This is a genomic window from Maritimimonas sp. 2205BS37-2, assembly GCF_056591755.1.
In genome coordinates, this window is sequence record NZ_JBWQOI010000002.1 from 266172 (window position 1) to 290313 (window position 24142).

The following is a 24142-nucleotide window of genomic DNA, read 5'->3' on the forward strand; positions in this document are numbered from 1 at the left end:
TTATTATTTTCCAAGATTAATATGTATGTATGTTCTTATCTCCCACTCTTGTCCATCATCAAAACCTACAGGGCTTAAGATAGGCGCAGGAGGGAATGTGTTTGGAGCAACCTGAGTTGGTAAATATCTCGGGGAGTATTGGTCTAGTGAACGCCACGTACCGCGAATACCAATTCTAGTATCAGGTAAAATAAACCAATCTGGTTTGCCAATAGTTGTAGAGATGTCTAATGACATTTGTAATGGAAAGGTTAGGTTAAAATCACGATGGTAATCATAAGGCCCCCAATCATTTACTCTAAACATTCCTTGAAATTGCCAATTTTTATAAATCGATTTAGCATCTATACCAAACCTTTCAATAGTACGTGGATCACTACCAAGTGCCTGTGCATTACCTCCATATAAATTAGCAATGATCTTAAACTCAGGACTTATTTTAGACACTATACGTGAATGAACCTCCCATAGATCCTTTGCAGGAGCAGAATTAGGAAAAATCAAAAAGCTTCCGTCGGCATTAAAACCAACATGTGTATCTTGAGCCGTTGGAAAATGACGATATACATAACCAAGGTTAAAGGCAAATTTTGCATCTTCAACTCGGTCATTATCCCATGCATAAAACCATGAACCTGGCGTAGGGTCAAAAGTCAATATAATCTCTCCTGCCGTGGTTTTACGATTTGCTCTTACGACAAACGGATCGTTAATAAAATTTCTTGGTGCAGCAGGACCTGTGGCATCTAATGGTATTGGTTTTACTAAAGGCTCTTGCCATAGAAAGTTAGGGGCAATCTGTAAATCTCCAATAGTATAGGTAAAACCAGTTAAGAAACTATTTTGGTTTCCACTTCCATTATCTTTTAATTTCCATCCAGAAAAATTTTGTGTTTGGTCTACTCCGCCATTTGCTACCAACCCTGCAGTAGCTCCTAAGGCATACCAATTAAACTTACCTTTAGAATAGGTAATTTTTGCCTTGGCACCCCAATTATCGTCTGAATTAATTCTATCTTGATACACAATATAATTACCTTGCTCACCTCTTACATCTTGATAGCTAATACCATTTAATGGACTACCGCCCCAAATACCTCCAACAGTAAAGCCAAAATCGCCAAACTCTTTTTCTACAACAACCGTAGCACGCTCAATAGGCCAGGCAGGAATCACACGGCTTCTAACCAAATTTGGGTCTATTACCCGATTCCCGTTTGCATCAAGTTCTATATCCTGTTCAAAATCTCTATGGTAGATCCCAGTGACCTCAAAACCATGTATTTCTTTGTGATATTTAAGTAAAGCTGTTGGATTCGCTCCCCACCATAATTGGCGACCAAATGCAGCGGCCAATCCTTTTAACTTACCTTTACCATGCACTTCAGTACCTTGTATTTCTCCTTTATAAATATCTAGGTTAGGTCCATAATTCGCTTCAGGGTATAATCCAAAGAAGTCTCCTTCGTAACCCCAGTGATAATGGCCCGTTCTATAAAACCATTTAATATCTGCTAGTTTATTTTTCCACTCAAACTCAGCCTGGTATAATCTAATTCTATTTGGGTCGTTAATAGCTATTGTTTCTCCACCATTGGCTTCTGCTCCCTGTGCACTTACCGGTCTACCAACATCTTCATAGAAAATTTGATCAATTGGGTTCTCTGCAACGTTTCCTAAAATATTAAAATTCACATTGGCTTTTACTCCAGGTGCTGGATTCCCTTCAACACCAACATAAAAAGACTGCATATGATCAAAACCTGTTTCATCAGGAAAGACATTCTCATCAGGGTTTGCAGTCTCTGGGGTAGTCAATAACTTCCCACCAGTGTAGAAACCTGTCATTTCAGCTCTTAATTGGCTTAGCCGGATTACCGCGCCGCTACCACTTTTTGCATCTAAAGAAGCTTTATCTCCCCTTGCCCTTAGAACAGCGTCCATTATATTAATATTATCAAAATAATGGTCAATATAGTCTAGTGTGATACCATCTTGATAAGGATTTAATTTGTGCGCTTCTTTTAATGTATAATATGAAGCTCGAGGATATAATTCATATAAGCCACGTATATCTGTTGGTCCTTTGGCACATATACCAAACCACTCTTCATTCATATTATTAGAACCATCTTTGGTATCATGATAATAACCTCCGTTGCTCCATGAAGCTCCAGTTTCATGCGTATCGGCATCTTCTCTTTTATCGAAACCTAGTTTCCACCAGCCGTCACTAAATTGAAATGTAAAACCACCTATTGAATTTCCAACCTTCCCTAATCCGGCGGCGTTTTCATAAATCTCTTCCCAATTCAATAAATTATAATGTGCTTGCCAGTATTGGTCTTCTTTATCTGCTAATGCATTGTAAGCATCAGCTCCAAATTCAGTAAACATTAAAGCCATATCTAGCTTGTCTTTTACAACTTGAAAGAAATCTCCAAAAGATTCACCTCTATATGTATTAGCTCCGTAAACATCTACATCTTTACATTCTTCTGCAATAATGTCAATGAATAGCACATCACCATTACATATCGCAACTGGGTGATTAGGGTCTAACTCTTTCATTTTCACAGCTACTTCATTCATCAACCTATACATTGGTCTTCCTCTTCGTTCTCCTACAGCTTGCTTTTGTTCTTCACCTTCTGGAAAATCTTCTGTTTCTGCGCCCTGCCAAAAAAGCCCATAGTTATTCTCATTACCCATCATGTACATTAAGATACCTGGTGTGTCTTTGTAATCTTTAACCAACTGAATCATTTCGGAGACCAAAATCTCCTGAGTTCTAGCATTGGAATAATCTGTTACTGGTGTCCAAACACCATCAATAGTTAATCCGTAACGCCCAAATTGGTGATTAAGCAATGTGTAGACTCCATACTTTTCATATATATATGTTACCCATTTTTTTGGTACACCTACATACTGTCTAACAACATTGACGTTCATATTCTTTAGGAGTCCCATTTCATGATCTAAACCAGCCATAATAACTTCGTCTGGTTGCTCATAAAAATTCGCATTAGTTACATCGGTACCAATAGGAACATAATCCCAGTTCATACCGTTAATCATGAAATCCTTCCCGTCAACTACGAGTTTCATTCCATCAGAGTTCTTTTCTATTTTAACTTTGTTTGCTTGAGAAAAAGCAGTAATCGTAATTAAGATTAAAAGAACACTTAGAAGATTTTTTTTCATTGTACTTAGTTTTTAGTTCTTCATTATTGAGTCTAAAAACACCTTAAACTGAAAATTGATTTTAATCTGAGGACTTTAAGAGGAGTCTAAATAAAATTAATTTATTGTAGGTGCTTTGTTAATGAGGAAATAAAATTATCCTGAATAATTGCTAAATCCATAAAAAAGACCACTACAAATAATATACATAGGAAAAATTTATATGCTTTTTTAGCACATTCTCACCATATATACGTACGAAATACAATGTTTATACTTTTGAAAAAAAATAACCCAACAAGTTAAGTTAAGAGTCAATGTTGTGGTAATGTTGTGGTAAAAATCTCATTTGTAGAGGTAATTACATGCTAATTATATAATCTGTAAGGTTTTTATCGCTAGATAGGTTCATTTTTTTTCTCAACCTATACCTCTTAATTTCGACGCTTCTTGCAGAAATATTGAACATTGGTGCTATTTCTTTTGAAGATAAATTGAGGCGCAAATAGGCGCATAATTTTAAATCATTTGGTGAAAGATTAGGATGGAGTTTTTTGAGTTTCTTAAAAAACTTTCTGTCTGCATTATCAAATGCTTCTTTGAAGAATTCCCAGTTTTCTTTATGGTTAAGACTTCTATCTATTACATCTATAACTGGTCTTACAGTTTCTTTTTCTTTAATCTTAATTAACTGTTCTTTAATTTGAGCTAGCAATTCATTCTTTTTAACTATACTCATAGTAGAAGCAGCCAACTCATTGCTTTTTTCTCTAAAATCTTTTCGAAGCTTTTCGTTTTTATACTTAATAATTTCTTTTTCATTTTGAACTTTTATCAGTTCCATTTCTTTTTTATTCTTTTCTATAAGCTTCTCTTCTTTTTTCTTGTAATAACTTTTATAAATATTATGCATAAAAATAGAAAATAATAAAATCGCTAAACCATAAATTGCCAACATCAAGTTTGATATATACCAGGCCTTTTCAACTTTAAAATTGTAAGTAGCAATATTTTCAGATAGTCTGTTACCTATTTTAGCTCTAACATTAAATGTATAGTCGCCAGATGGTAAGTTTTCAAAAAATACCGTGGGCTCATTATTCCATTCACTCCATTCATCATAAAGACCTAATAGTTGAAACTGATAATTTGGCTTTAAATATTTGTTATATTTTGGGGTATAATAAGAAATTCTTAAGTTTTTTTCATCGCTTTTAAAGTTCCCTTTTTGAGTTTTAACTATGAGGTTCTCTACTATGCTATGACTTTTATTAATACCATTTTCAACTTTATTGATAAATATATTAAAGCTACTAACTTCTACTTTATCTGATTCAATTTTTATATATCCTGAGCTCGTCCCGATAATATATTCATCTTGATCATTAGAATTAATAATATTCTCATACTCAACTACATTATTACGTTCATCGCTTGTTAGTGGTATTTTTTTTAATTTAGGTGTACTTGCCAATTCACCCGGAGATACAAAAGTTAAATTTGACTTAGTAAAAACCCAAAATCCGTCATTAACATTATCAATAAGAAGACTGCCAGATGTATATTCATTATCATTATAAATACTGCTCAAAAGGCTATCTTTTATAAAAATTCTGTCTTTATCATTATACTTAAAAATTCCCTTCTTATAGGCATATAAAATCTCATCATTATATTTTGTGATTCCCGAGTTTGCTCCTTTCAATATAGTATCTTCAACTATACTAATAGCTTTAGTCAAAGAATCATCAATTTTAAGTTTAAAAACTCCTTGATACTCGTGATTCACGAAAACTAAATCTTTCAAGACTTCGAAATATCTTGCCGAATTATTAAACCCACTTATCTTATTTCTCAGTTTCCAAGAGGTATTTAATTTTTCTAAAACATATAATCCGTCATAGTTACCTTGAATTAATAGATTAGACGTGCCATTCAATTCAGCTACTTTCCAGGTTCCAGGAATGTTAGAAATTTTCTCAGCTATATTTTTCCTAACAATAAAGGTTCCTTTATGGTGCCCACAAAACAATTGATTATTAATTACATTAAGACTCCATACTTGTCCTTGAAGCCCATCAATAAGTTTAAATTGCTCATTTTTATTTAGGCCTTTATAGAATAAACCTTGGTTTGTACCTAAAAACAAGTTGTTATTATAAATAGCGGAAGTATATACACTGCCTATAATACCTTTTTGATCTCTATAAGTCTTTATAGGTGAATCAACATTAATAAAACTTATCCCGTCATCAAGTGCTAGCCAAATATTACTATCGTTATCTTCAAAAATTGATAACACCGTATTATTAAATAGACCGTTGCCTTGATTGATATTATATACTAATCTGCCCTCATTGTTAAAGTATAGTAATCCATTAGATATTGTTCCTATTGCAAAATCATTATTCTTTAATTGAATGGCATCATAAACACTAATGTTACCTAATTGATCATTAATTGGAGCATCCCACTTTTTTAAGGCACCATTCTCAATGTTATAAATTCCCTTGTTACGTGTTAGAATGTAGAATTTACTATCTAATTCAAAAATATTTATCACTTCATCATCCCTAACAACTTGATCATCTAAAAAAAGAACATCCCTACCATTAACAATTTTATAGATTCCTTGATTGATTCTCTGAAAATAGACACTCTCATTAACTTTGTACATCTTAACTATAGTCTCTTTAGAGTCTATTATGTTCGCTGTATCATCCTTTATATTGTAAATATAGATTCTATTTAAAGATTGAAAAATTACCCAATCATCGATTCCAATTATTTCCCAAAACTCTTCATCTTGTAATAATGGGATGCCTATCTTCTTCGATAAGGAAATATATTCTAGTGTCCCTAAATTATTCTTTTGCCAATATCCGAACTCCATATAGCAGCCCGTATAAATCTTATTATCAATTGAAACTACCGATCTCATTATAGTTTCATTAGGAGAAGGATACAACAAGTAATTTGCTCCATTATATTCAAGAAGCCCTTCGTTATTGGCAGCATAAATTAACTTGTCAGATGATTGAGTAATGGCCCAATTCTGGTTCTGAGCGTTGTAGTCAACCGGAGTAAAATTTTGTATAGGAGGGAGCTCTTGTGCAATAGTGCAAGCACAAACAAAACTTATAAAAACAGTAATTATTTTTTTAAATGACAACAATTATAATTGTAAATAGTCAATTTGCTTCCTTACAATAATACAAATTATTAATAGAATATCATTTAAGTATCTTAATCGACATCATTTATCACCCTTCTAACACAGGCCATTTTAATCGTATAAAACAAAGATGTGAACTTATTTTTTTTAAGTAAAAAAACCTGCAGCTTTTGCAGGTTTATTTTATGTGACCCCGGCAGGATTCAAACCTGCAACCCTCAGAGCCGAAATCTGATATTCTATTCAGTTGAACTACGGGGCCAATTCTTATTAGATTTTAGAATGACTTACATTAAATTCTTTTTAACAATTGTTGAAATGGTCTTACCATCAGCTTGCCCGGCTAATTCTTTGGAAACAATCCCCATTACTTTACCCATATCTTTCATACTCTCTGCTCCTACCTTAGCAATCGTAGCAACCACAACCTTTTCTATTTCCTCTTCAGTTAAGGGTTCTGGTAAAAATTGTTCTATTACTGCCGCCTGATCTAACTCAGGTTGTGCTAAATCTTGCCTTTCTTGTTCTAAAAATATAGCTGCACTATCTTTTCGTTGTTTTACCAATTTTTGCAACAGCTTTAACTCTTGATCTTCTGATAAATCACTAGCAGCACCGCTTTCGGTTTGAGCCAATAAAATAGCCGATTTAATTGCCCGTAAGGCTTCTAAAGCTACTGAATCTTTGGCTTTCATAGCTTCCTTTAACTTTGACATTACTTCTTGTTGTAAACTCATACTGACAAATTTTAAGCACACAAAGATAACAAAAAGCCTCTCCCTTGAAAATGGTTTAAGAAGTAATTTTAACATACAAAAAACCCAAACTTAAAAGGGGAAGTTTGGGTTTTTCTCAACAAACAAAAACTAAATAGTAAGATTAATCTACATTATCATGTAAAAATGAATTATTTGATCGTAATTGAATATCGTTGTTATCATCAATATCTAACGTAGTTCTAGATTGATTTGATGATGAAACTTCTGAAGATGGTTCTACATCTTCAAGATCAACTCCCATACGTTTGTATGCAGGCTGGTTTTCAATTTCATCTATATTTTGGTTTAATCTATTCGTAAATTTATAATTGAATTCTTTCATTTTTTGTCTTCTCTCGTCTGCTTTCTTTTGTAATTCAGCAATTGTTAAGTTTAAAGGTGATGCTTCATCATCATTAACCACCACACTTGATTTATCCGAACCTTTCTCAACACGAACATCAAAACGTAATTCTTCATCTTCCAGCGCCTTATTTGCAGCCTCATTAACAACCTTAGACTCTTTCTCCATAAAATCTTCAAGCCCATATTTAATCTTTCCGTCAGGCGTACGTTCTGGTTGTACAACTTCTGCACCAACCACTTTAATATCATCAATTTTAGCGATTAAATCATGCGTGGTTACTTCTTTTTCTTCTTTTACTATTTCTTTTTTAGGGTTTAAAGGAAGGTCAAAAGTTAACGTAACTTGTTTTTCTTCTTCTACAAAATCATCTTGTTCAACCTGAGTATTTTGTGTAACCGGTGTAATCACAAAATCATCGATATTTTCTACTTGCACCTCCTCATAGATCACATCAATATTTTTGATAAGTTCGGTAGTTGGAATCAAATTACTTAAAGGTTCTTCTACTTTATCTTCAACTTCTTCAAGTGTATATTTTACAACTTTCTCTTGCTCACTTTCTTTTTGCTTTTGTATAAATGCAGGTTTAAACATTGGTGAATCTTCACCTAAATTATGTACTATCTTTTTAGATTCGGTTGCACTGATTTCCATTTGCTGTTCGATGTTAAATCCCGTAGCAATAACGGTAACAGCAATGGCTTCTCCAAGAGTTTCATCTTCACCGACTCCCATAATAATATCTACATTACTCTTAGCTTCACTTTGTATATAATCATTAATTTCACCAATCTCATCAATTGTAATCTCTGTAGTTCCAGAAACAATCAATAATAATACATTCTGAGCTCCTGTTATTCTATTATCATTTAATAATGGGGAATCTAATGCATTTGTAATCGCTTCCTGCGCACGATTGCTTCCAGAAGCTGTTGCAGATCCCATAATAGCGGTTCCACTATTTGCTAATACGGTTTTAGCATCTTTAAGGTCTATGTTCTGAGTATAATGATGGGTAATTACTTCGGCAATACCCGATGCCGCAGTTGACAATACTTCATCAGCCTTAGAGAACCCAGCTTTAAAGCCTAAATTACCATAAACCTCTCTTAATTTATTATTATTTATTACTACTAAAGAGTCTATATGCTCTCGTAGTTTGGCAATCCCTTTTTGAGCTTGTTCATTTCGCATTTTACCTTCAAAAGAAAATGGTATTGTTACAATCCCAACTGTTAACAGATCCATTTCTTTTGCTACCTTCGCAATAATCGGTGCTGCTCCCGTACCAGTACCACCGCCCATTCCTACTGTAATAAATACCATTTTGGTTGCGGTACCAAACATTTTTTTAATGTCATCAATACTCTCAATAGCTGCCTGTTCTCCAACCTCAGGATTTGCTCCTGCTCCAAGTCCTTCGGTTAATGTGACTCCTAGTTGAATTCTTGTTGGCACCGGGCTATTTTGTAAAGCTTGTGCATCAGTATTACAAACTACAAAGTCTACACCTTTAATTCCTTTCTGGCACATATGGTTAACGGCATTACTACCTCCACCACCTACGCCGATCACCTTAATGACATTAGACTGATTTTTTGGTAAATCGAACGAAAGATTCTTAAATTCTTTGCTCATATCTTTTGATTTTGGGATTGCTTTTTTGTTTTAGTTTTTTTTATTTATTCGGCATTGTCTAAAAATTCTCTGAACTTATCAGCCCATTTTTCAAAAATTGACTTCTTATCACCCATTTGCATTTTAGGTTTTGCTTGGTATTCTGTTCCTTCTGCTTCTGATACTGTTTGTTCTTGAACTTTCTTAGTCTTTTGATTTAAGCCTTTCATTAACAGACCAACTGCGGTAGCAAATGAAGGGCTAGACATATCAATATCTGAGCTCCCTGATATATGCTCGTTAGGGTAGCCTATTCTTGTGTCCATACCAGTTATATATTCAACCAATTGCTTAATGTGCTTTAGTTCAGCCCCACCTCCTGTTAACACAATACCAGCAATTAATTTCTTCTTACTCTCTTCATGGCCATAATTTTTGACCTCAAGATATATTTGCTCTATAATTTCAACTACACGGGCATGAATGATTTTAGATAAATTCTTAAGAGTGATCTCTTTTGGTTCTCTACCTCTTAATCCGGGAATTGATACGATTTCATTTTCTTTATTCTCTCCGGGCCAAGCCGAGCCAAATTTGGTCTTCAGAAGTTCTGCTTGCTTTTCAATTATTGAGCAACCTTCTTTAATATCTTCTGTAATTACATTTCCACCAAACGGAATCACTGCTGTATGACGAATAATACCATCTTTAAATATGGCTAAATCGGTTGTCCCCCCCCCTATATCAATTAAAGCTACTCCTGCTTCTTTTTCTTCTTGACTTAAAACTGCATCTGCAGAAGCCAATGGTTCTAGCGTAATATTTGCCAACTCTAATCCGGCACTTTTAATACATCTGCCAATATTTCTTATAGAAGATACTTGACCAACCACCACATGGAAATTTGCTTCAAGTCTCCCTCCATACATGCCAATAGGTTCTTTAATTTCACCTTGACCATCAACTTTATAATCTTGCGGTAATACGTGAATTATCTCTTCTCCGGGTAACATTACAAGTTTATGAACCTGATTGATTAATTTTTCAATATCGGCTTCATCAATTACTTTCTCGGAATTAGGTCTTGTAATATAATCACTATGGTGAAGGCTACGGATATGTTGCCCAGCAATACCAACTACTACATCTTTTATCTTATCCCCAGAAACACTTTCAGCTTCTTCAACGGCTTGCTGAATCGACTGGATAGTTTGTGTAATGTTGTTCACCACACCTCTGTGAACACCTAAACTCTTAGCCTTTCCCATTCCCAACATCTCGATTTTACCGTATTCATTGGTCTTACCGATCATCGCTACAATTTTAGTTGTACCGATATCTAAACCAACCGCTATGTTTTCGTGTTCCATAAATTACTTTTTTGTGCATACAACCTGATTGTCATAAACCAGGTTAATCGTTTGGTAATTATCTAATGTTTGATCTTTTAGTTTCTTTTGATAAAAAGCTTTTAGCTTTTTAATTTTAGTATCTAACTTATTCAGTCTTCCTAATTCGATTCTTTGACCTCCTACACGCGTTTTTAAAACAAACTCCTCTTTAGGCCCTTGCTCAATACCAATAATTTGTTCATGCAAAAACTTGTCATTATAAATTCGTTTAGCGAGCCTATAAACCTCTGTAAGGTTTGTTCCTTTAACACCGCTTATTATCGGCACTCTTGCTGAGTAATTTGACGAAAGAGGCATTTTACCGCCCTTACTATCAATATAATAAGCTATTCCTTCATCATTAACCCTAGCAATGGGCGTCCTTTGTTTTAAAGAAACACATAGTTTTCCATCGACCGTTAAGAAAACATCAGCTTCTTCAATCATTTCATTCGATTGCAGAATTGACTCCAAACTGCTCAAAATTATAGTTTCTTTTGGCTGACTTTTAAGGGTTCCATAATTTTGTATTAACAATTTATTAACCGTTTCATAAGTTATAAAAAGGTTGTCGCCATTGATAAATTTCACATCAATATCTCTAACTTTTTTTTCATCATTTCTCAAAGATGTAAACCCAAAAACAAACACTAAAACACCTATAAACATTAGGGCTTTGATATGTTTCATATATTTTCTCATCTTAACTAATTGAGTAATTTTTCTTTAATAGGATTTACCAATTCGCCTATGTCACCAGCACCTAACATTACGATCACGTTGGCGTTAACATTTAAAATTTCACTAAACAGTACATGTTTTTGAACCACTTTTTTTTCTTCGAGTTGAATTTTCTCTAATAACCAATTAGAGGTTACTCCTTCAATTGGAAGTTCTCTTGCAGGATAAATATCTAATAATAATAATGCATCAAATTTTGATAAGCTTTCTGCAAAGTCTTCGGCAAAATCTTGAGTTCTGCTAAATAAATGAGGCTGGAAAACAGCCAATATTTTTCTTTGAGGGTATAATTCATGTACGGTAGTTGCAATTGCGTTGATTTCAGTTGGGTGATGTGCATAATCATCAATTAAAACCAAGTCATCGGTCTTAATTTTGTAAGTAAATCTGCGTTGCACGCCTTTAAACGTTTTTAAAGCTTTGGCAATGGACGCAAGCGACACTCCATAGCTATGCGCCATTGCCAAAGCAACCACAGTATTTAGCACATTATGTTTTCCTGAAAGATTCAGTTGTATATTTTCTATTATTTCTGAGGGCGTTTTAACATCAAAAACATAGGTTCCGTTCACAATTTCAACATCTCTAGCATCATAATCGGCTCCTTCATCTATTCCATAGGTAATCCCATTAATTGGCAGTCCTTTCTTCACAAATAACTTATCAGAAACTTTAGCTGCAAAATCTTTAAAAGATTGTTGTAATTCGTCTGCTTCACCATAGATATCTAAATGATCAGCGTCCATTGAAGTGATACAGGCTATATCTGGTGAAAGTTTTAAAAATGATCGATCGAATTCATCTGCTTCAACTACACTAATTTCATCTCCGCCAAGAATCAAATTAGAGTTATAGTTTTCTGAAATTCCTCCTAAAAAGGAGGTTGCATTAATTCCACATTCCGTTAAAATATGTCCTAAAATCGTTGATGTAGTTGTTTTACCATGTGTTCCGGCTACTGCAAAGCAAAAAGTACTTTTTGTAATCTCACCTAAGATTTCTGAGCGCTTAAAAATTTTAAATCCGTTCGTCTTAAAATAATTAAACTGTTTATGGTCTTTTGGTATCGCCGGAGTATAAACAACCAGCGTTCGTTGATTATCTAAAATAGCCTTCCCAATAGCGGAAGTCTCATCTTGATAATTTATTTGAATTTTTAATTCTTCTAATGCTTTTGTTGTCATAGAATGCACCTTATCATAGCCAGATACATTCACACCATTTGCATGAAAATATCTTGCTAGAGCACTCATTCCGATTCCTCCGATGCCAATGAAATAAATATTATGTATTTCCTTTAAATTCAATTAATCAACTTTTCAATTTCGTTAACAATATCTTTAGTAGCATTTGGTAGCGCCAACTGCTTAATATTTTTACTTAATAACTCTCGTTGTTCAGAACAACCTAGTAATTGATCGATCGTTTTTTGAAAGTCTTCTAATTGTGATTCTTGTATTAACAAAGCTGCACCTTTATCAACCACCGCCATTGCATTTTTCGTTTGATGATCTTCGGCTACATTAGGTGATGGAATAAAAATCACTGGCTTACCAATGATGCACAATTCTGATATTGATCCGGCCCCTGCACGACTAATAATTATATCAGCTGCTGCATAGGCCAAATCCATTCTATTTAAAAAAGCATGAGTTTGAACATCGCTCCTGTTATCATACTTTTTATAATCATCTATATATAATTTACCCGTTTGCCAAATAAGCTGAACTTGATTTTCTTGAAGCCAATTGAGCTCTTTTTCGATTAACTGATTAATTGCTCTCGCTCCTAAGCTTCCTCCTAAAATCAACACTGTTTTTCTATCGGGTTTTACTCCAAAAAATGTTTGTGCTTCTTTTTTTTTGTTTGTTATATTCAATAAATCTTGACGAACCGGATTACCTGTTTTAATAATCTTATCTTTTGGAAAAAATCGCTCTAACCCATCATAAGCTACACAAATAGTATTTGCTTTTTTCGCTAATATTTTATTTGTAATTCCAGGATATGAATTTTGCTCTTGTACCAATGTGGGAATTCCTTTTCTATTAGCCATTTGTAATGTTGGACCCGAGGCGAATCCACCAGTACCAATTACCACATCTGGTTTAAATCTTTTAATGATTCCACTAGCTTTCCAAAGGCTACTTATCAACTTAAAAGGAAAAAGTAGATTCTTAAATGTTAGTTTACGTTGAATTCCCGAAATCCATAATCCTTTTATTTCATAACCAGCTTGTGGTACTTTTTCCATTTCCATACGGTCACTAGCTCCAACGAACAAAAAATTAGCATTAGCATAGCGTTCTTTTAATTCATTGGCAATGCTAATTGCAGGATAAATATGTCCTCCTGTACCTCCTCCACTAATCAATATATTAACCGATTGCTTCATGTAAAATATTTAGTGGGTTCTCTTCATCGTTTAACTTCTTTTTTAGATCAACTTCTCTATTAGCACTTACACTTAATATGATTCCGATAGCGAAGCAGGTCATCCAAATAGAAGTTCCCCCAGCACTTATTAATGGTAAGGGCTGCCCCGTTACGGGAAAGAGCCCTACAGCCACAGCCATATTGATAAATGCCTGAAATACTATGGGAACGCCTACTCCTAAAACTAAAAGTGTTCCAAAAATTGTCTCCGTTTTTGTAGCTATAATCACAATTCTAAATAATAAACCGAGATATAAAATGAGTAAAAGCAGTGCCCCTAAAAGACCATATTCTTCTACTATAATGGCATATATAAAATCTGATGACGATTGGGGTAAAAAATTCTTTTGACTACTTTTTCCTGGTCCTTTTCCATAAATTTCTCCGGAAGCAACCGCTATTTTTGCTTTTTCTGCCTGATAATTAGCTTCTGCATCAGGTGTAGAAAAGTTCTCTATTCTACTCACCCAAGTATTGATACGACTTCCTTCAAAAGCATCAGGAAAAGCTTTTGCTGTTAAAATAAATAATGCAAATACCACAACACCAATACCTACAATTGAAGCTAAATATTTAATTGGATAGCCTCCTAGAAATGTTAAACCAAGAATCATAACAAAAATGATGGCGGTTGTAGAAAAATTGGCTGGAAGGATTAACATGAGTATTAAACCTACCGGTAGCCACAAATTCAAAATACTTTGTTTAAAGGTTATTTCTTTTTCTTTATTTCTAGCTAAGTATCTGGCGACATAAATCATTGCAACTACTCCTGCTAAAGTAGAGGTCTGAAACCCTATTCCAACAAAAGGAATTCGAATCCACCTGCTGGCGTTTACACCGCTAATGGTTTGACCTTGCACCAAGGTATAAATCAATAACACCACAACTACTGGAATTAGCAGTATAGAGAGACCGCTAAAATAGCGGTAGGGAATTCTATGAGTGGCATAAATAATAAAGAAACCCATTAAGAGTAACATCGCATGTTTTAACAAATGTCCAAACGTAGTACCGTTTTCTACCACGTATACCAAATTGGTACTAGCGCTATATACTGGTAAAAAGGAAAAAATAGCCAGCAGTGCAACTATAGCCCAAACGGTACGATCACCTCTAATATTTTTGAGGATTCTAGTCATTTATAATTGTCTAACTGCAGCTTTAAATTGTCTTCCTCTATCTTCATAATTTTCAAACAAATCAAAACTTGCACATGCAGGAGACAACAACACATTGTCACCTTTATCAGCAATTTTATAAGCAACTTTAACTGCTTCTTCAGCTCCTTGTGTATCAACAATAAGATCAACAATATTATTAAAGGCTTCGTGAATTTTGCGATTATCGATTCCTAAGCAAATAATAGCCTTTACTTTTTCATGAACCAAAGGCAATAATTCTGTATAATCATTTCCTTTATCAACACCTCCAACAATCCAAACAGTATCGGTTTTCATGCTTTCTAAAGCGTAAAATGTAGCATTCACATTGGTTGCCTTTGAATCATTAATATAGTGTACACCATTAATTTTTAGCACCGGCTCCAAGCGATGTTCTATACTTTCGAAATTCTCTAAACTTTCGCGTAAGGTTTCATTTCTTACATTCAGTAAAGTAGCAGCCATTGCTGATGCCATTGCATTTTTAGTGTTATGCTTTCCTTGTAAAGCCAAAGTAGTAATTCCCATTTTTAATTTATTTGAATCAGTTGTTATTATGATATTATTGTCTTCTATATATGCACCTTTTTCAAGTTTTTTAGTAATTGAAAAAGGCAATAATTGTGCTTTAGTTCTGTTGTTCTTCAACCAGCTAGATATTGCTTCATCATCAGCATCATAAATGAGATAATCTGCTTCAGTTTGATTCATGGTAATCCTGAATTTTGAGGCGATATAATTTTCATACTTATAATCATATCGATCTAAATGATCAGGTGATATGTTTGTGATTATCGCTATATGTGGCCGAAAATCAACAATACCATCTAATTGAAAACTGCTGAGCTCTAACACATAGCTTTGATGGTTCTTATTGGCTACTTCCATAGCGAAACTATCTCCAACATTTCCAGCAACACCAACATTTAATCCTCCTTTTTTTAACACGTGATGTGTTAAAAGTGTTGTTGTTGTTTTACCATTACTACCGGTTACTCCAACTATAACAGCATCAGTAAACGTACTCGCAAATTCAATTTCAGAGATTACCGTAATCTTGTTTTGAATCAAATCTTGAACGAGTGAAATTTTATCAGGAATACCTGGACTTTTCATTACCAAGTCTGCATCAAAAATTTGCGTTTCTGAGTGTTTATCCTCTTCAAAGGCAATATCATTTTGTAAAAGAACTTTTTTATATCTCTCAGCGATTGTTCCTTTATCGGAAACAAAAACTTCATATCCTTTTTTCTTCGCCAGAACCGCCGTTCCTACTCCACTTTCTCCTGCACCTAAAACAGCAATCTTCATTTTACCTCACTTTCAATGTTATTATTGACAATACCGCGAGCATGATTCCAATAATCCAGAATCTTGCTACGATTTTACTTTCGTGATATCCTTTCTTCTGAAAATGATGGTGTAATGGAGACATTAAAAAGATGCGGCGACCTTCTCCATACTTTTTTCGAGTGTATTTAAAATAACTCACTTGCATCATTACAGAAAGGGTTTCTGCAAAGAAGATTCCTGCCAGAATTGGTAATAAGAATTCTTTACGAACAGCAATCGCCAATACCGCAATGATTCCTCCAATTGTTAAGCTACCTGTATCTCCCATAAACACTTGTGCCGGGTATGTGTTATACCATAAAAATCCGATGAGACCTCCTACAAAAGCACTTATGTATACCGTCATTTCACCTGAATTCGGTATGTACATTACATTTAAATAATTAGAGAAGATTATATTACCTGAAACCCATGCGAATATTCCTAATGCAGATACTATGATTGCAGAAGAACCTGCTGCCAACCCGTCTATACCATCCGTTAAATTGGCTCCATTTGAGGTTCCGGTAATGATAAATACAACGATAAGAACGAAAAGTATCCAACTGTACGATTTCACACCTTCTCCCATCCAACTTATCAGAGAGGAATAATCAAATTCATTATTCTTAACAAATGGAATTGTTGTTTTAAACGATTTTTGCTCTTTCTCAAAAAGTTCAGATGGGTTTTGAGTTTGCAATTGCACCTGAGTTTCTGCTGGTAATTGTTTTTTCTCTTTTACAACCACACTTGGCGAGAAATGCAGCATACATCCAACAAAGATTCCTAAGCCAATTTGACCTAAAACCTTAAACCGTCCTTTAAGACCATCTTTATCCTTTTTAAAGACTTTTATGTAATCGTCTAGAAATCCAATGAGTCCCATCCAGAGAGTTGATACTAATAAAATGATGATGTATACATTACTTAATTCTGCAAAAAGCAATACTGGAATTACTGTTGCCAAAATAATAATGACACCACCCATTGTAGGAGTACCTGTCTTTTCTTTTTGGCCTTCTAAGCCAAGATCACGCACTGATTCACCTATTTGAAGACGTCTCAATTTGTCAATAATGCGACGGCCAAAAATAGTGGAGATAAGAATTGAAAAAACAAAAGCTGCAGCCGAACGAAAGGAGATGTATTGAAATAATCCGGCTCCAGCTAGTTCATAATGTTTTTCCAAATATTCAAATAAATAATATAACATATAGTTTAGCGCGTTATTTTTCTAATTCTATTAAAATGTCTTTAACTATTTTATAATCATCAAAATCGGTTTTTACACCATTAATTTCTTGATAGGTCTCATGACCTTTGCCCGCTATTAAAACAATGTCTCCTTCTTCGGCCAGCTTTCCTGCAGTTTTAATCGCTTGTTTTCTATCTACTATTGAAATTGTTTTTTTGAAATTTTGGGGCTGCACACCAGCTTCCATATCTTCGATAATCTCTTGAGGGTCTTCTGACCGAGGGTTATCTGAGGTGAAAATTGCCTGACTTGAAAGCTCGGAAGCGATATGAGCCATTTTTGGGCGTTTGGTTTTATCGCGATCGCCACCACATCCAACAACAGTAATCACTTTTTCATTATGTGTTCTAATAGCATTAATCGTTTCAAGCACATTCTTTAAGGCATCTGGTGTATGTGCATAGTCAACAATTGCTGTTATTCCTTTATCAGAAATCAGATATTGAAAACGTCCGCTTACACTTTCAAGCCCACTTAATAGCCTAAGATTTTCAATAGGTTCTATTTCTAACAAATCTGCTGTAGCATAAATAGCTAGTAAATTGTAAGCATTAAAGCTTCCAATTAATTTTGTCCATACTTCATTATTATTAATACTTAAGAGTAAGCCATTAAGTTGATTTTCTAATATTTTAGCTTTATAGTCTGCTACAGTTTTTAGCGCGTACGTAAACTTTTTAGCTTCAGTGTTTTGCAACATTATCTTACCATTCTTATCATCAATATTTACCAAGGCAAATGCTGATTTTGGCAAATCATCAAAGAATTTCTTTTTCACATCTCTATATTCTGCAAATGTGTTATGGTAATCTAAATGATCATGTGAAAGATTGGTGAAAATTCCTCCCATAAAATTTAGACCAGTAGTTCTATTTTGATCAATTCCATGAGAACTCACTTCCATAAAGCAGTAGTCTACCCCAGCGGTAATCATTTTATTTAGATAGTTGTTAATTGTAACTGAATCGGGCGTTGTGTGCGTCGCAGGGAATTGCTGCTCGTCTACGAGTACTTTAACCGTTGATAATAATCCAACTTTGTATCCTGCCTTTTTAAAAAGACTATACAATAAGCTAGCTATTGTTGTTTTACCATTTGTGCCTGTAACGCCAATCAACTTTAATTTTTGCGACGGGTTATCGTAAAAGTTCGCGGCAAGTATAGCTAATGCCTCATTAGCATTATTTACTACTATATAGGTAGTATGATCACTGCGTTTGGATGGAAGATCTTCGCAAATAACTGCTCTCACTCCTTTTAAAATTACATCATCAATAAATCTATGCCCATCAACTACAGATCCTTTTACTGCAACAAACAAACTTTGATCACTAACTTTTCTCGAATCAAAATCTATCGACGCAATATTTAAGTCTGTAGTGCCATATACTGACTCGATTGAAACTTTAAATAATATGTCTTTTAAGTTTTTCAAATATCTAAGACAGATTAAGTTTAATAATTGATCCTTTTTCTATTTTTCTACCCGGTTTAATTGATTGCTTCTTCACCTTACCTGTACCTTCAGAATCTACTCGAAATCCTAAATTTTCAAGCAGTGCAACAGCGTCCATTCCAGGCATATTTTTTAAGTTTGGCATTGTAGCATATTCTTTAACTGCTTTTTCATTATAACCTTCAAAGTTTTCATGAACCAGCTGATAGTTGAAGTTTGTTTTATTAATTTCTTCAAGTAGCGGTGTATCTGTATAGATTTTCTGTGCAATTTTTTTAAAGACCGGTGCCGCTACTACATTACCGTAATACCCAATTTTCTTATCAGGTTTATGAATAACCACAATACATGAATATTTGGGATTATCAGCAGGGAAGTATCCTACAAAAGAAGATATATACTGAGTATTTCCGGTCCAATATTCTGCTTGACAAGTACCTGTTTTGCCCGCCATAGAATAATTTTTATCGTAAATATTCTCTGCAGTGCCTCGACGTACTACATTTTCCATCATTACTTTTACTTTATTGATGGTTTCTTGAGAGCATACTTTTGGGTTAATAATTTCTCGTTCAAAACGTTCAATAATTTTATTCTGAGATCGAACCTCTTTAATAAATCTCGGTTTCACCATTTCGCCATTATTGGCAATAGCATTGTAAAAAGCCAATGTTTGTAAAGGAGTAATCTCTACACCATAACCATGTGTCATCCATGCTAATGAAGTACCATACCATCCTTTTTTATCTTCTGGATTCGGGATAAAAGGTGCTCCTTCTCCTTTAATTGGAACATCAAGTTTATCTCCTATGTTCATACGTTGGAGTCCGTGAATAAATTTTTTAGGATTGTTTTTATAGTTCTCTTCAATAATCTTAACAATCCCTACATTTGAAGAAACCTCAAATGCACGCGCTGCAGAAACTTTACCATACCCTCCTCTTCGCGAGTCACGAACGGTTCTATCATAAATCTTGAGTGTTCCATTTTCGGTATCAATTACAGCTCCGGTATCAATAACCTTATCTTCTAAAGCAACAATTATGCTCATCAACTTAAAGGTTGATCCAGGCTCGTGAGATTCACCTACGGCATGATTTAAACGCTCATAATATTTCCCTTCTTTATTTCTTCCAAGATTTGAAATGGCTTTCACTTCGCCCGACTTCGTTTCCATTACAACTACGGTTCCATGATCTGCTGCATATTTTTCAAGTTGCTCTAATAAGGTGTGGTGTGCAATATCTTGAATGTTAAGATCTATTGTAGTGTAAACATCTTTACCATCAATGGGTTCAACTTCATTGTTGTCGTTAAGGGGTTTCCATTGTCCTTTAGCAATCTTTTGTTTAAGTCGATTCCCATTTTTGCCTTTTAAATAATTACGAAAGTTGCCTTCTATTCCTACACGACCACGATAGTCATCATATCCAACATATCGCTCAGCAATTTTCCCAATGGGATGCTCGCGGACTGTTCGTTGTTCAGCAATTAAACCTCCTTTATAGGTCCCTAAATTGAAAATTGGAAATTTCTTGATTTGTTGATATTCATTATAACTAAGATTGCGTGTTATAAATAAATATCTATTCTTAACTTTTCTGGCTTGTCTAATTTTTGACTCCCAGGCTCCTGGTGTATTTCCAAGCATTTTTGACAACGCTCTACTCAATCCCTTGATTCCATCTTCAAAATTCTCAGGCGATATTGTTACCGCATCCATTCTGATATCAAATTTTGAAACGGATGTAGCCAATAGACTACCATCTGCAGTATAAACATTACCGCGGTTTGCAGGAATCTCAAAATTCTTAATAGTGCCTTTCTCCGCTTGATCACGATAAAATTCACCTTTAAAAAATTGAATATCAACCAGTTTATAGGTTATTGCCAAAGCAAACAAAAACATACATCCGGTTAGTAGGTATAATTTATTAAGTATGTTCTTTTTTTCTGTTGCCAATTATTTTTTATTGATTTACTTTAATTTTTTTAGGGGGATTTTCTGAAATAAACAACCCCTTTTCTGCCAGTCTTTTGGTAATTGAAGACTCCATTTTGAGCTTCATTAGCTCTGACCGAGTGGCGACAAACTCAGAGCGTAATTCACGTTTTTTCTTATTGAGTGTTGCAATTTTCTGAACCTTATTATCAACACTATGTGCGCTGGCTATCATAATCAGAGCTAAGGTTGCCAAAAAGATGAGCATGGTCCAGTTTTTATGAGCATCTTCATCTACTAGGAATTTCCCTTTTAAAACATTGTAGATTGTCTGCTTAAATTTGGCCATTATAACTTTGTTGCAATTCTTAATTTCGCGCTACGCGCTCTATTATTTTCTTTTATTTCTTTCGCGGATGGCGTTATGAGTTTTCCTTTTTTAAAGGGAAGGTTTACATTCCCAAAAAAATCTTTTTCGGGTTCGCCTTCAAATAATCCACTGCGCATAAAACGCTTTACCAATCTATCTTCTAAAGAATGATATGAAATCACACTTAATTTCCCACCAGGATTCAATATTTCAATTGTTTGTTGCAAAAACGCTTTCAAAGCCTCTAGTTCTTCATTTACCTCTATTCGAACTGCTTGAAATATCTGCGCTAAAATTTTATGCTCTTTACTTTTTGGAAGGAAACGTTGCAAAGCCTTTTTTAGGTCAAAACTTGACGTTATCTCACCTTCTTGTCGAGCTTTTACAATTGCATTTGCAATAGCCTTTGCATTTCTTAATTCTCCAAACTGGAAGAGAATATTCCCTAGCTTCTCTTCTTCATATTCATTTATAATATGAAACGCCGTGACCTCACCCTGTTGATTCATTCTCATATCGAGTTTTGCGTCAAATCTGATTGAAAATCCGCGTTCGGCCACATCAAATTGATGTGATGAAACTCCTAAATCAGCGAGTATACCATCTACCTTTTTAACACCATGGAATCTTAAAAATCGTTTGATATAGCGAAAATTCTCACCAATTAGTGTAAATCGATCATCATCAATCGAATTCTGTAAGGCATCTTCGTCCTGATCAAAAGCGAACAGTCTTCCATCTTCACCCAATCGGTTTAAAATTTCACGAGAGTGACCTCCCCCTCCAAATGTTACATCTACATAAACTCCACCTGGATCAATAGCTAAACCATCAACACTTTCAAAGAGCAAAACCGGACTATGATAACTCATCGTCCATCATATTTTCACCGCCCATTACTTCTTCTGCTAATTCAGCAAAATCAACGGTAGCATCATCAATTGCCTTTTCGTAACGCTGCTTATCCCAAACCTCAACAATATTACCAACTGCTGTAAGCACTACTTCTTTTGAAATACCAGCAAAAGAATGTAGGTCTTTAGGAATAAGTAATCTACCTGCTCCATCAAGCTCAACCACTTTTACACCTGCCGTAAAACGACGGATGAAATCATTATTCTTCTTAACAAATCGATTGAGCTTATTCACCTTCTGCATCATTGCATTCCATTCACTCATAGGATACAACTCCAAACAAGGTTGAAATACTGCTCGTTTTAAAACAAAGCCTTCATTCAAAACAGTAGCTAATTGTTTCTTAATAGGCGAAGGCACTAAAAGACGTCCCTTGACGTCGGCCTTACACTCATATGTACCAATTAGACTTACCACTCAGTTACTAGTTTTTGCAGATATAGTGACAAATATACAGAATTTTACCACTTTTTACCATTTTTTACCACTTTGTTGATAACTTTCTATTTTTTAAAATATTGTGCTGTATATCAAATATTTACAACAACCCAAAACTCTTTATAAGGAAAAGGTTTTCGAATCTTGAAGAAAATCTGTACTTTGAACCAAAATAGTTACTTTTGCAACTAGCTATAAACCGACGAAACATTTAATGGGTGACAACTACAAAAAAGAAGGGAAATTCAATTACTTAGAATCTGGTGAAGGAAGGCCCATCATCATCTTGCATGGACTGATGGGAAATCTAAGTAATTTTGATGGTGTCTTTGATTATTTTTCAAGTAAAGGATATCAAGTTTTAATGCCCGAGCTTCCTATTTATTCTTTGCCTCTACTCAAGACCAATGTGAAAAGCTTAGCTAAATTTATTAGAGAGTTTACACTATTCAAAGAATTAGAAGATTATATACTTCTTGGTAATTCTTTAGGCGGCCATATAGCATTGTATTATACAAAACATTATCCAGATAATGTTGCAGGAATTGTGCTTACGGGCAGCTCTGGATTGTATGAAAATTCAATGGGCGAGAGTTACCCTAAGCGTGGAGATTATGAATATGTAAAGAAAAAAGCTCAAGATGTATTTTATGATCCTTCAATAGCAACTAAAGAGATTATTGATGATGTTTACGAATCGATTAATGACCGGAATAAACTTATTAGAACCTTAGCCATCGCCAAGAGTGCCATAAGACATAATATGTCTAAAGATTTGCCAGACATGAAGATGCCTGCTGGATTAATTTGGGGAAAAAATGATACCGTTACACCACCAGAAGTAGCCGAAGAGTTTGACAAACTCTTACCAAATTCAAGTTTATACTGGATTGATAAATGTGGACATGCCCCAATGATGGAGCACCCTGATACATTCAACACACTACTCGATAGTTGGTTAACAAAAGAAAAGCTCTAAACAATTTTCATTATGAAAATTAAGTCAGCTACGTTTGTAATCAGTAACACTTCAGTTGCTAAGTGCCCCAATGAATTTTTACCTGAATATGCATTTATTGGAAGATCAAATGTTGGTAAATCTACATTGATCAATATGCTGGTAAACAATAAAAATTTAGCAAAAACTTCAGGGAAACCAGGAAAAACACAACTCATCAATCACTTTAGAATAAATGAGCAATGGTTTTTGGTTGACCTACCAGGATATGGCTATGCAAAAGTTTCAAAGGAACTACGCAAGTCATTTCAGAAATTTATTACTGATTATTTTTTAAAGCGCCAACAGTTAACCTGCTCTTTTGTACTGGTAGATTCTAGGCATGAACCTCAAAAAATTGATCTTGATTTTATGCAGTTTTTAGGTGAGAGCGGTATACCTTTCTGCATAGTTTTTACAAAATCTGATAAGCTTAAACCCTCTCAGCTAAATAAAAATATAAAGGCTTATCAAAAAGAATTGTTAAAAACTTGGGAAGAAATTCCTCAGTACTTTATCACTTCTTCGACATCAAAAGTTGGTCGTGAAGAATTATTAGATTTTATCGAAGCCGTAAATAATGATCTAAAAGCTCAATAA

At 34.4% G+C, this 24142-nt stretch carries 18 protein-coding genes and 1 tRNA gene; 2 read left to right on the forward strand and 17 right to left on the reverse strand.

Annotated features, from left to right (window positions below; genetic code table 11):
- Window positions 1-3: 3 nt before the first annotated feature.
- From AC1EUU_RS08580 to mraZ, 17 genes are all read right to left on the reverse strand, one after another.
- Window positions 4-3207 (reverse strand): glycosidase, encoded by a 3204-nt coding sequence (locus AC1EUU_RS08580; RefSeq protein WP_480201003.1) that lies wholly within the window; start codon window positions 3205-3207, stop codon window positions 4-6.
- 340 nt (window positions 3208-3547) lie between these two features.
- Window positions 3548-6358, reverse strand: a complete 2811-nt coding sequence (locus AC1EUU_RS08585; RefSeq protein ID WP_480201004.1) for a helix-turn-helix and ligand-binding sensor domain-containing protein — start codon at window positions 6356-6358, stop codon at window positions 3548-3550.
- Between the two features lie 191 nt (window positions 6359-6549).
- Window positions 6550-6623: transfer RNA gene (locus AC1EUU_RS08590), tRNA-Arg, on the reverse strand.
- Between the two features lie 25 nt (window positions 6624-6648).
- Window positions 6649-7098, reverse strand: coding sequence for a GatB/YqeY domain-containing protein (locus tag AC1EUU_RS08595; RefSeq protein WP_480201005.1), 450 nt, complete (start codon window positions 7096-7098; stop codon window positions 6649-6651).
- A gap of 142 nt (window positions 7099-7240) precedes the next feature.
- A complete protein-coding gene (ftsZ, locus tag AC1EUU_RS08600) occupies window positions 7241-9124 on the reverse strand; it encodes a cell division protein FtsZ (RefSeq protein ID WP_480201006.1) in 1884 nt (627 codons plus the stop codon).
- 44 nt (window positions 9125-9168) lie between these two features.
- Window positions 9169-10473, reverse strand: coding sequence for a cell division protein FtsA (ftsA, locus tag AC1EUU_RS08605; protein ID WP_480201007.1), 1305 nt, complete (start codon window positions 10471-10473; stop codon window positions 9169-9171).
- 3 nt (window positions 10474-10476) lie between these two features.
- Window positions 10477-11196 carry a cell division protein FtsQ/DivIB gene (locus tag AC1EUU_RS08610; protein ID WP_480201008.1) on the reverse strand — a complete coding sequence of 240 codons (720 nt, stop codon included), beginning with the start codon at window positions 11194-11196 and terminating at the stop codon, window positions 10477-10479.
- Window positions 11197-11201: 5 nt separating this feature from the next.
- Window positions 11202-12542, reverse strand: a complete 1341-nt coding sequence (murC, locus tag AC1EUU_RS08615; RefSeq protein ID WP_480201009.1) for a UDP-N-acetylmuramate--L-alanine ligase — start codon at window positions 12540-12542, stop codon at window positions 11202-11204.
- A complete protein-coding gene (gene murG / locus AC1EUU_RS08620; protein WP_480201010.1) occupies window positions 12539-13630 on the reverse strand; it encodes an undecaprenyldiphospho-muramoylpentapeptide beta-N-acetylglucosaminyltransferase in 1092 nt (363 codons plus the stop codon). Before murG ends, murC begins: the two co-directional genes overlap by 4 nt.
- Window positions 13614-14813, reverse strand: coding sequence for an FtsW/RodA/SpoVE family cell cycle protein (locus AC1EUU_RS08625; RefSeq protein WP_480201011.1), 1200 nt, complete (start codon window positions 14811-14813; stop codon window positions 13614-13616). Before AC1EUU_RS08625 ends, murG begins: the two co-directional genes overlap by 17 nt.
- Complete coding sequence (gene murD / locus AC1EUU_RS08630) at window positions 14814-16145, reverse strand: UDP-N-acetylmuramoyl-L-alanine--D-glutamate ligase (protein WP_480201012.1); 1332 nt, start codon at window positions 16143-16145, stop codon at window positions 14814-14816.
- A 1-nt stretch (window position 16146) separates the two neighbouring features.
- Complete coding sequence (mraY, locus tag AC1EUU_RS08635; RefSeq protein ID WP_480201013.1) at window positions 16147-17382, reverse strand: phospho-N-acetylmuramoyl-pentapeptide-transferase; 1236 nt, start codon at window positions 17380-17382, stop codon at window positions 16147-16149.
- A gap of 13 nt (window positions 17383-17395) precedes the next feature.
- Complete coding sequence (locus AC1EUU_RS08640; RefSeq protein WP_480201014.1) at window positions 17396-18859, reverse strand: UDP-N-acetylmuramoyl-L-alanyl-D-glutamate--2,6-diaminopimelate ligase; 1464 nt, start codon at window positions 18857-18859, stop codon at window positions 17396-17398.
- Window positions 18860-18863: 4 nt separating this feature from the next.
- On the reverse strand, window positions 18864-20843 hold the full coding sequence (locus tag AC1EUU_RS08645) for a penicillin-binding protein (protein WP_480201015.1): 1980 nt from the start codon (window positions 20841-20843) through the stop codon (window positions 18864-18866).
- Between the two features lie 7 nt (window positions 20844-20850).
- Window positions 20851-21171 (reverse strand): FtsL-like putative cell division protein, encoded by a 321-nt coding sequence (locus AC1EUU_RS08650; protein ID WP_480201016.1) that lies wholly within the window; start codon window positions 21169-21171, stop codon window positions 20851-20853.
- Window positions 21171-22064, reverse strand: coding sequence for a 16S rRNA (cytosine(1402)-N(4))-methyltransferase RsmH (rsmH, locus tag AC1EUU_RS08655; protein ID WP_480201017.1), 894 nt, complete (start codon window positions 22062-22064; stop codon window positions 21171-21173). The genes AC1EUU_RS08650 and rsmH overlap by 1 nt, the downstream gene beginning before the upstream one ends.
- Window positions 22051-22524, reverse strand: coding sequence for a division/cell wall cluster transcriptional repressor MraZ (gene mraZ, locus AC1EUU_RS08660; protein WP_480201018.1), 474 nt, complete (start codon window positions 22522-22524; stop codon window positions 22051-22053). Before mraZ ends, rsmH begins: the two co-directional genes overlap by 14 nt.
- Window positions 22525-22759: 235 nt before the next feature.
- Between mraZ and AC1EUU_RS08665 the strand changes: the two genes are divergently transcribed.
- Both AC1EUU_RS08665 and yihA read left to right on the forward strand, forming a co-directional pair.
- The gene (locus AC1EUU_RS08665; protein WP_480201019.1) at window positions 22760-23524 is read left to right on the forward strand and encodes an alpha/beta fold hydrolase; all 765 of its coding nucleotides are present in this window, start codon (window positions 22760-22762) and stop codon (window positions 23522-23524) included.
- A 12-nt stretch (window positions 23525-23536) separates the two neighbouring features.
- Window positions 23537-24142 (forward strand): ribosome biogenesis GTP-binding protein YihA/YsxC, encoded by a 606-nt coding sequence (gene yihA / locus AC1EUU_RS08670; protein WP_480201020.1) that lies wholly within the window; start codon window positions 23537-23539, stop codon window positions 24140-24142.

Coding starts and splice junctions, on each gene's coding strand:
- AC1EUU_RS08580 (WP_480201003.1), bottom strand. CDS start 3,207: ATGAAAAAAAATCTTCTAAGTGTTCTTTTAATCTTAATTACGATTACT.
- murD (WP_480201012.1), bottom strand. CDS start 16,145: ATGAAGATTGCTGTTTTAGGTGCAGGAGAAAGTGGAGTAGGAACGGCG.
- AC1EUU_RS08625 (WP_480201011.1), bottom strand. CDS start 14,813: ATGACTAGAATCCTCAAAAATATTAGAGGTGATCGTACCGTTTGGGCT.
- AC1EUU_RS08610 (WP_480201008.1), bottom strand. CDS start 11,196: ATGAGAAAATATATGAAACATATCAAAGCCCTAATGTTTATAGGTGTT.
- AC1EUU_RS08650 (WP_480201016.1), bottom strand. CDS start 21,171: ATGGCCAAATTTAAGCAGACAATCTACAATGTTTTAAAAGGGAAATTC.
- rsmH (WP_480201017.1), bottom strand. CDS start 22,064: ATGAGTTATCATAGTCCGGTTTTGCTCTTTGAAAGTGTTGATGGTTTA.
- ftsA (WP_480201007.1), bottom strand. CDS start 10,473: ATGGAACACGAAAACATAGCGGTTGGTTTAGATATCGGTACAACTAAA.
- yihA (WP_480201020.1), top strand. CDS start 23,537: ATGAAAATTAAGTCAGCTACGTTTGTAATCAGTAACACTTCAGTTGCT.
- AC1EUU_RS08595 (WP_480201005.1), bottom strand. CDS start 7,098: ATGAGTTTACAACAAGAAGTAATGTCAAAGTTAAAGGAAGCTATGAAA.
- AC1EUU_RS08665 (WP_480201019.1), top strand. CDS start 22,760: ATGGGTGACAACTACAAAAAAGAAGGGAAATTCAATTACTTAGAATCT.
- mraY (WP_480201013.1), bottom strand. CDS start 17,382: ATGTTATATTATTTATTTGAATATTTGGAAAAACATTATGAACTAGCT.
- ftsZ (WP_480201006.1), bottom strand. CDS start 9,124: ATGAGCAAAGAATTTAAGAATCTTTCGTTCGATTTACCAAAAAATCAG.
- murG (WP_480201010.1), bottom strand. CDS start 13,630: ATGAAGCAATCGGTTAATATATTGATTAGTGGAGGAGGTACAGGAGGA.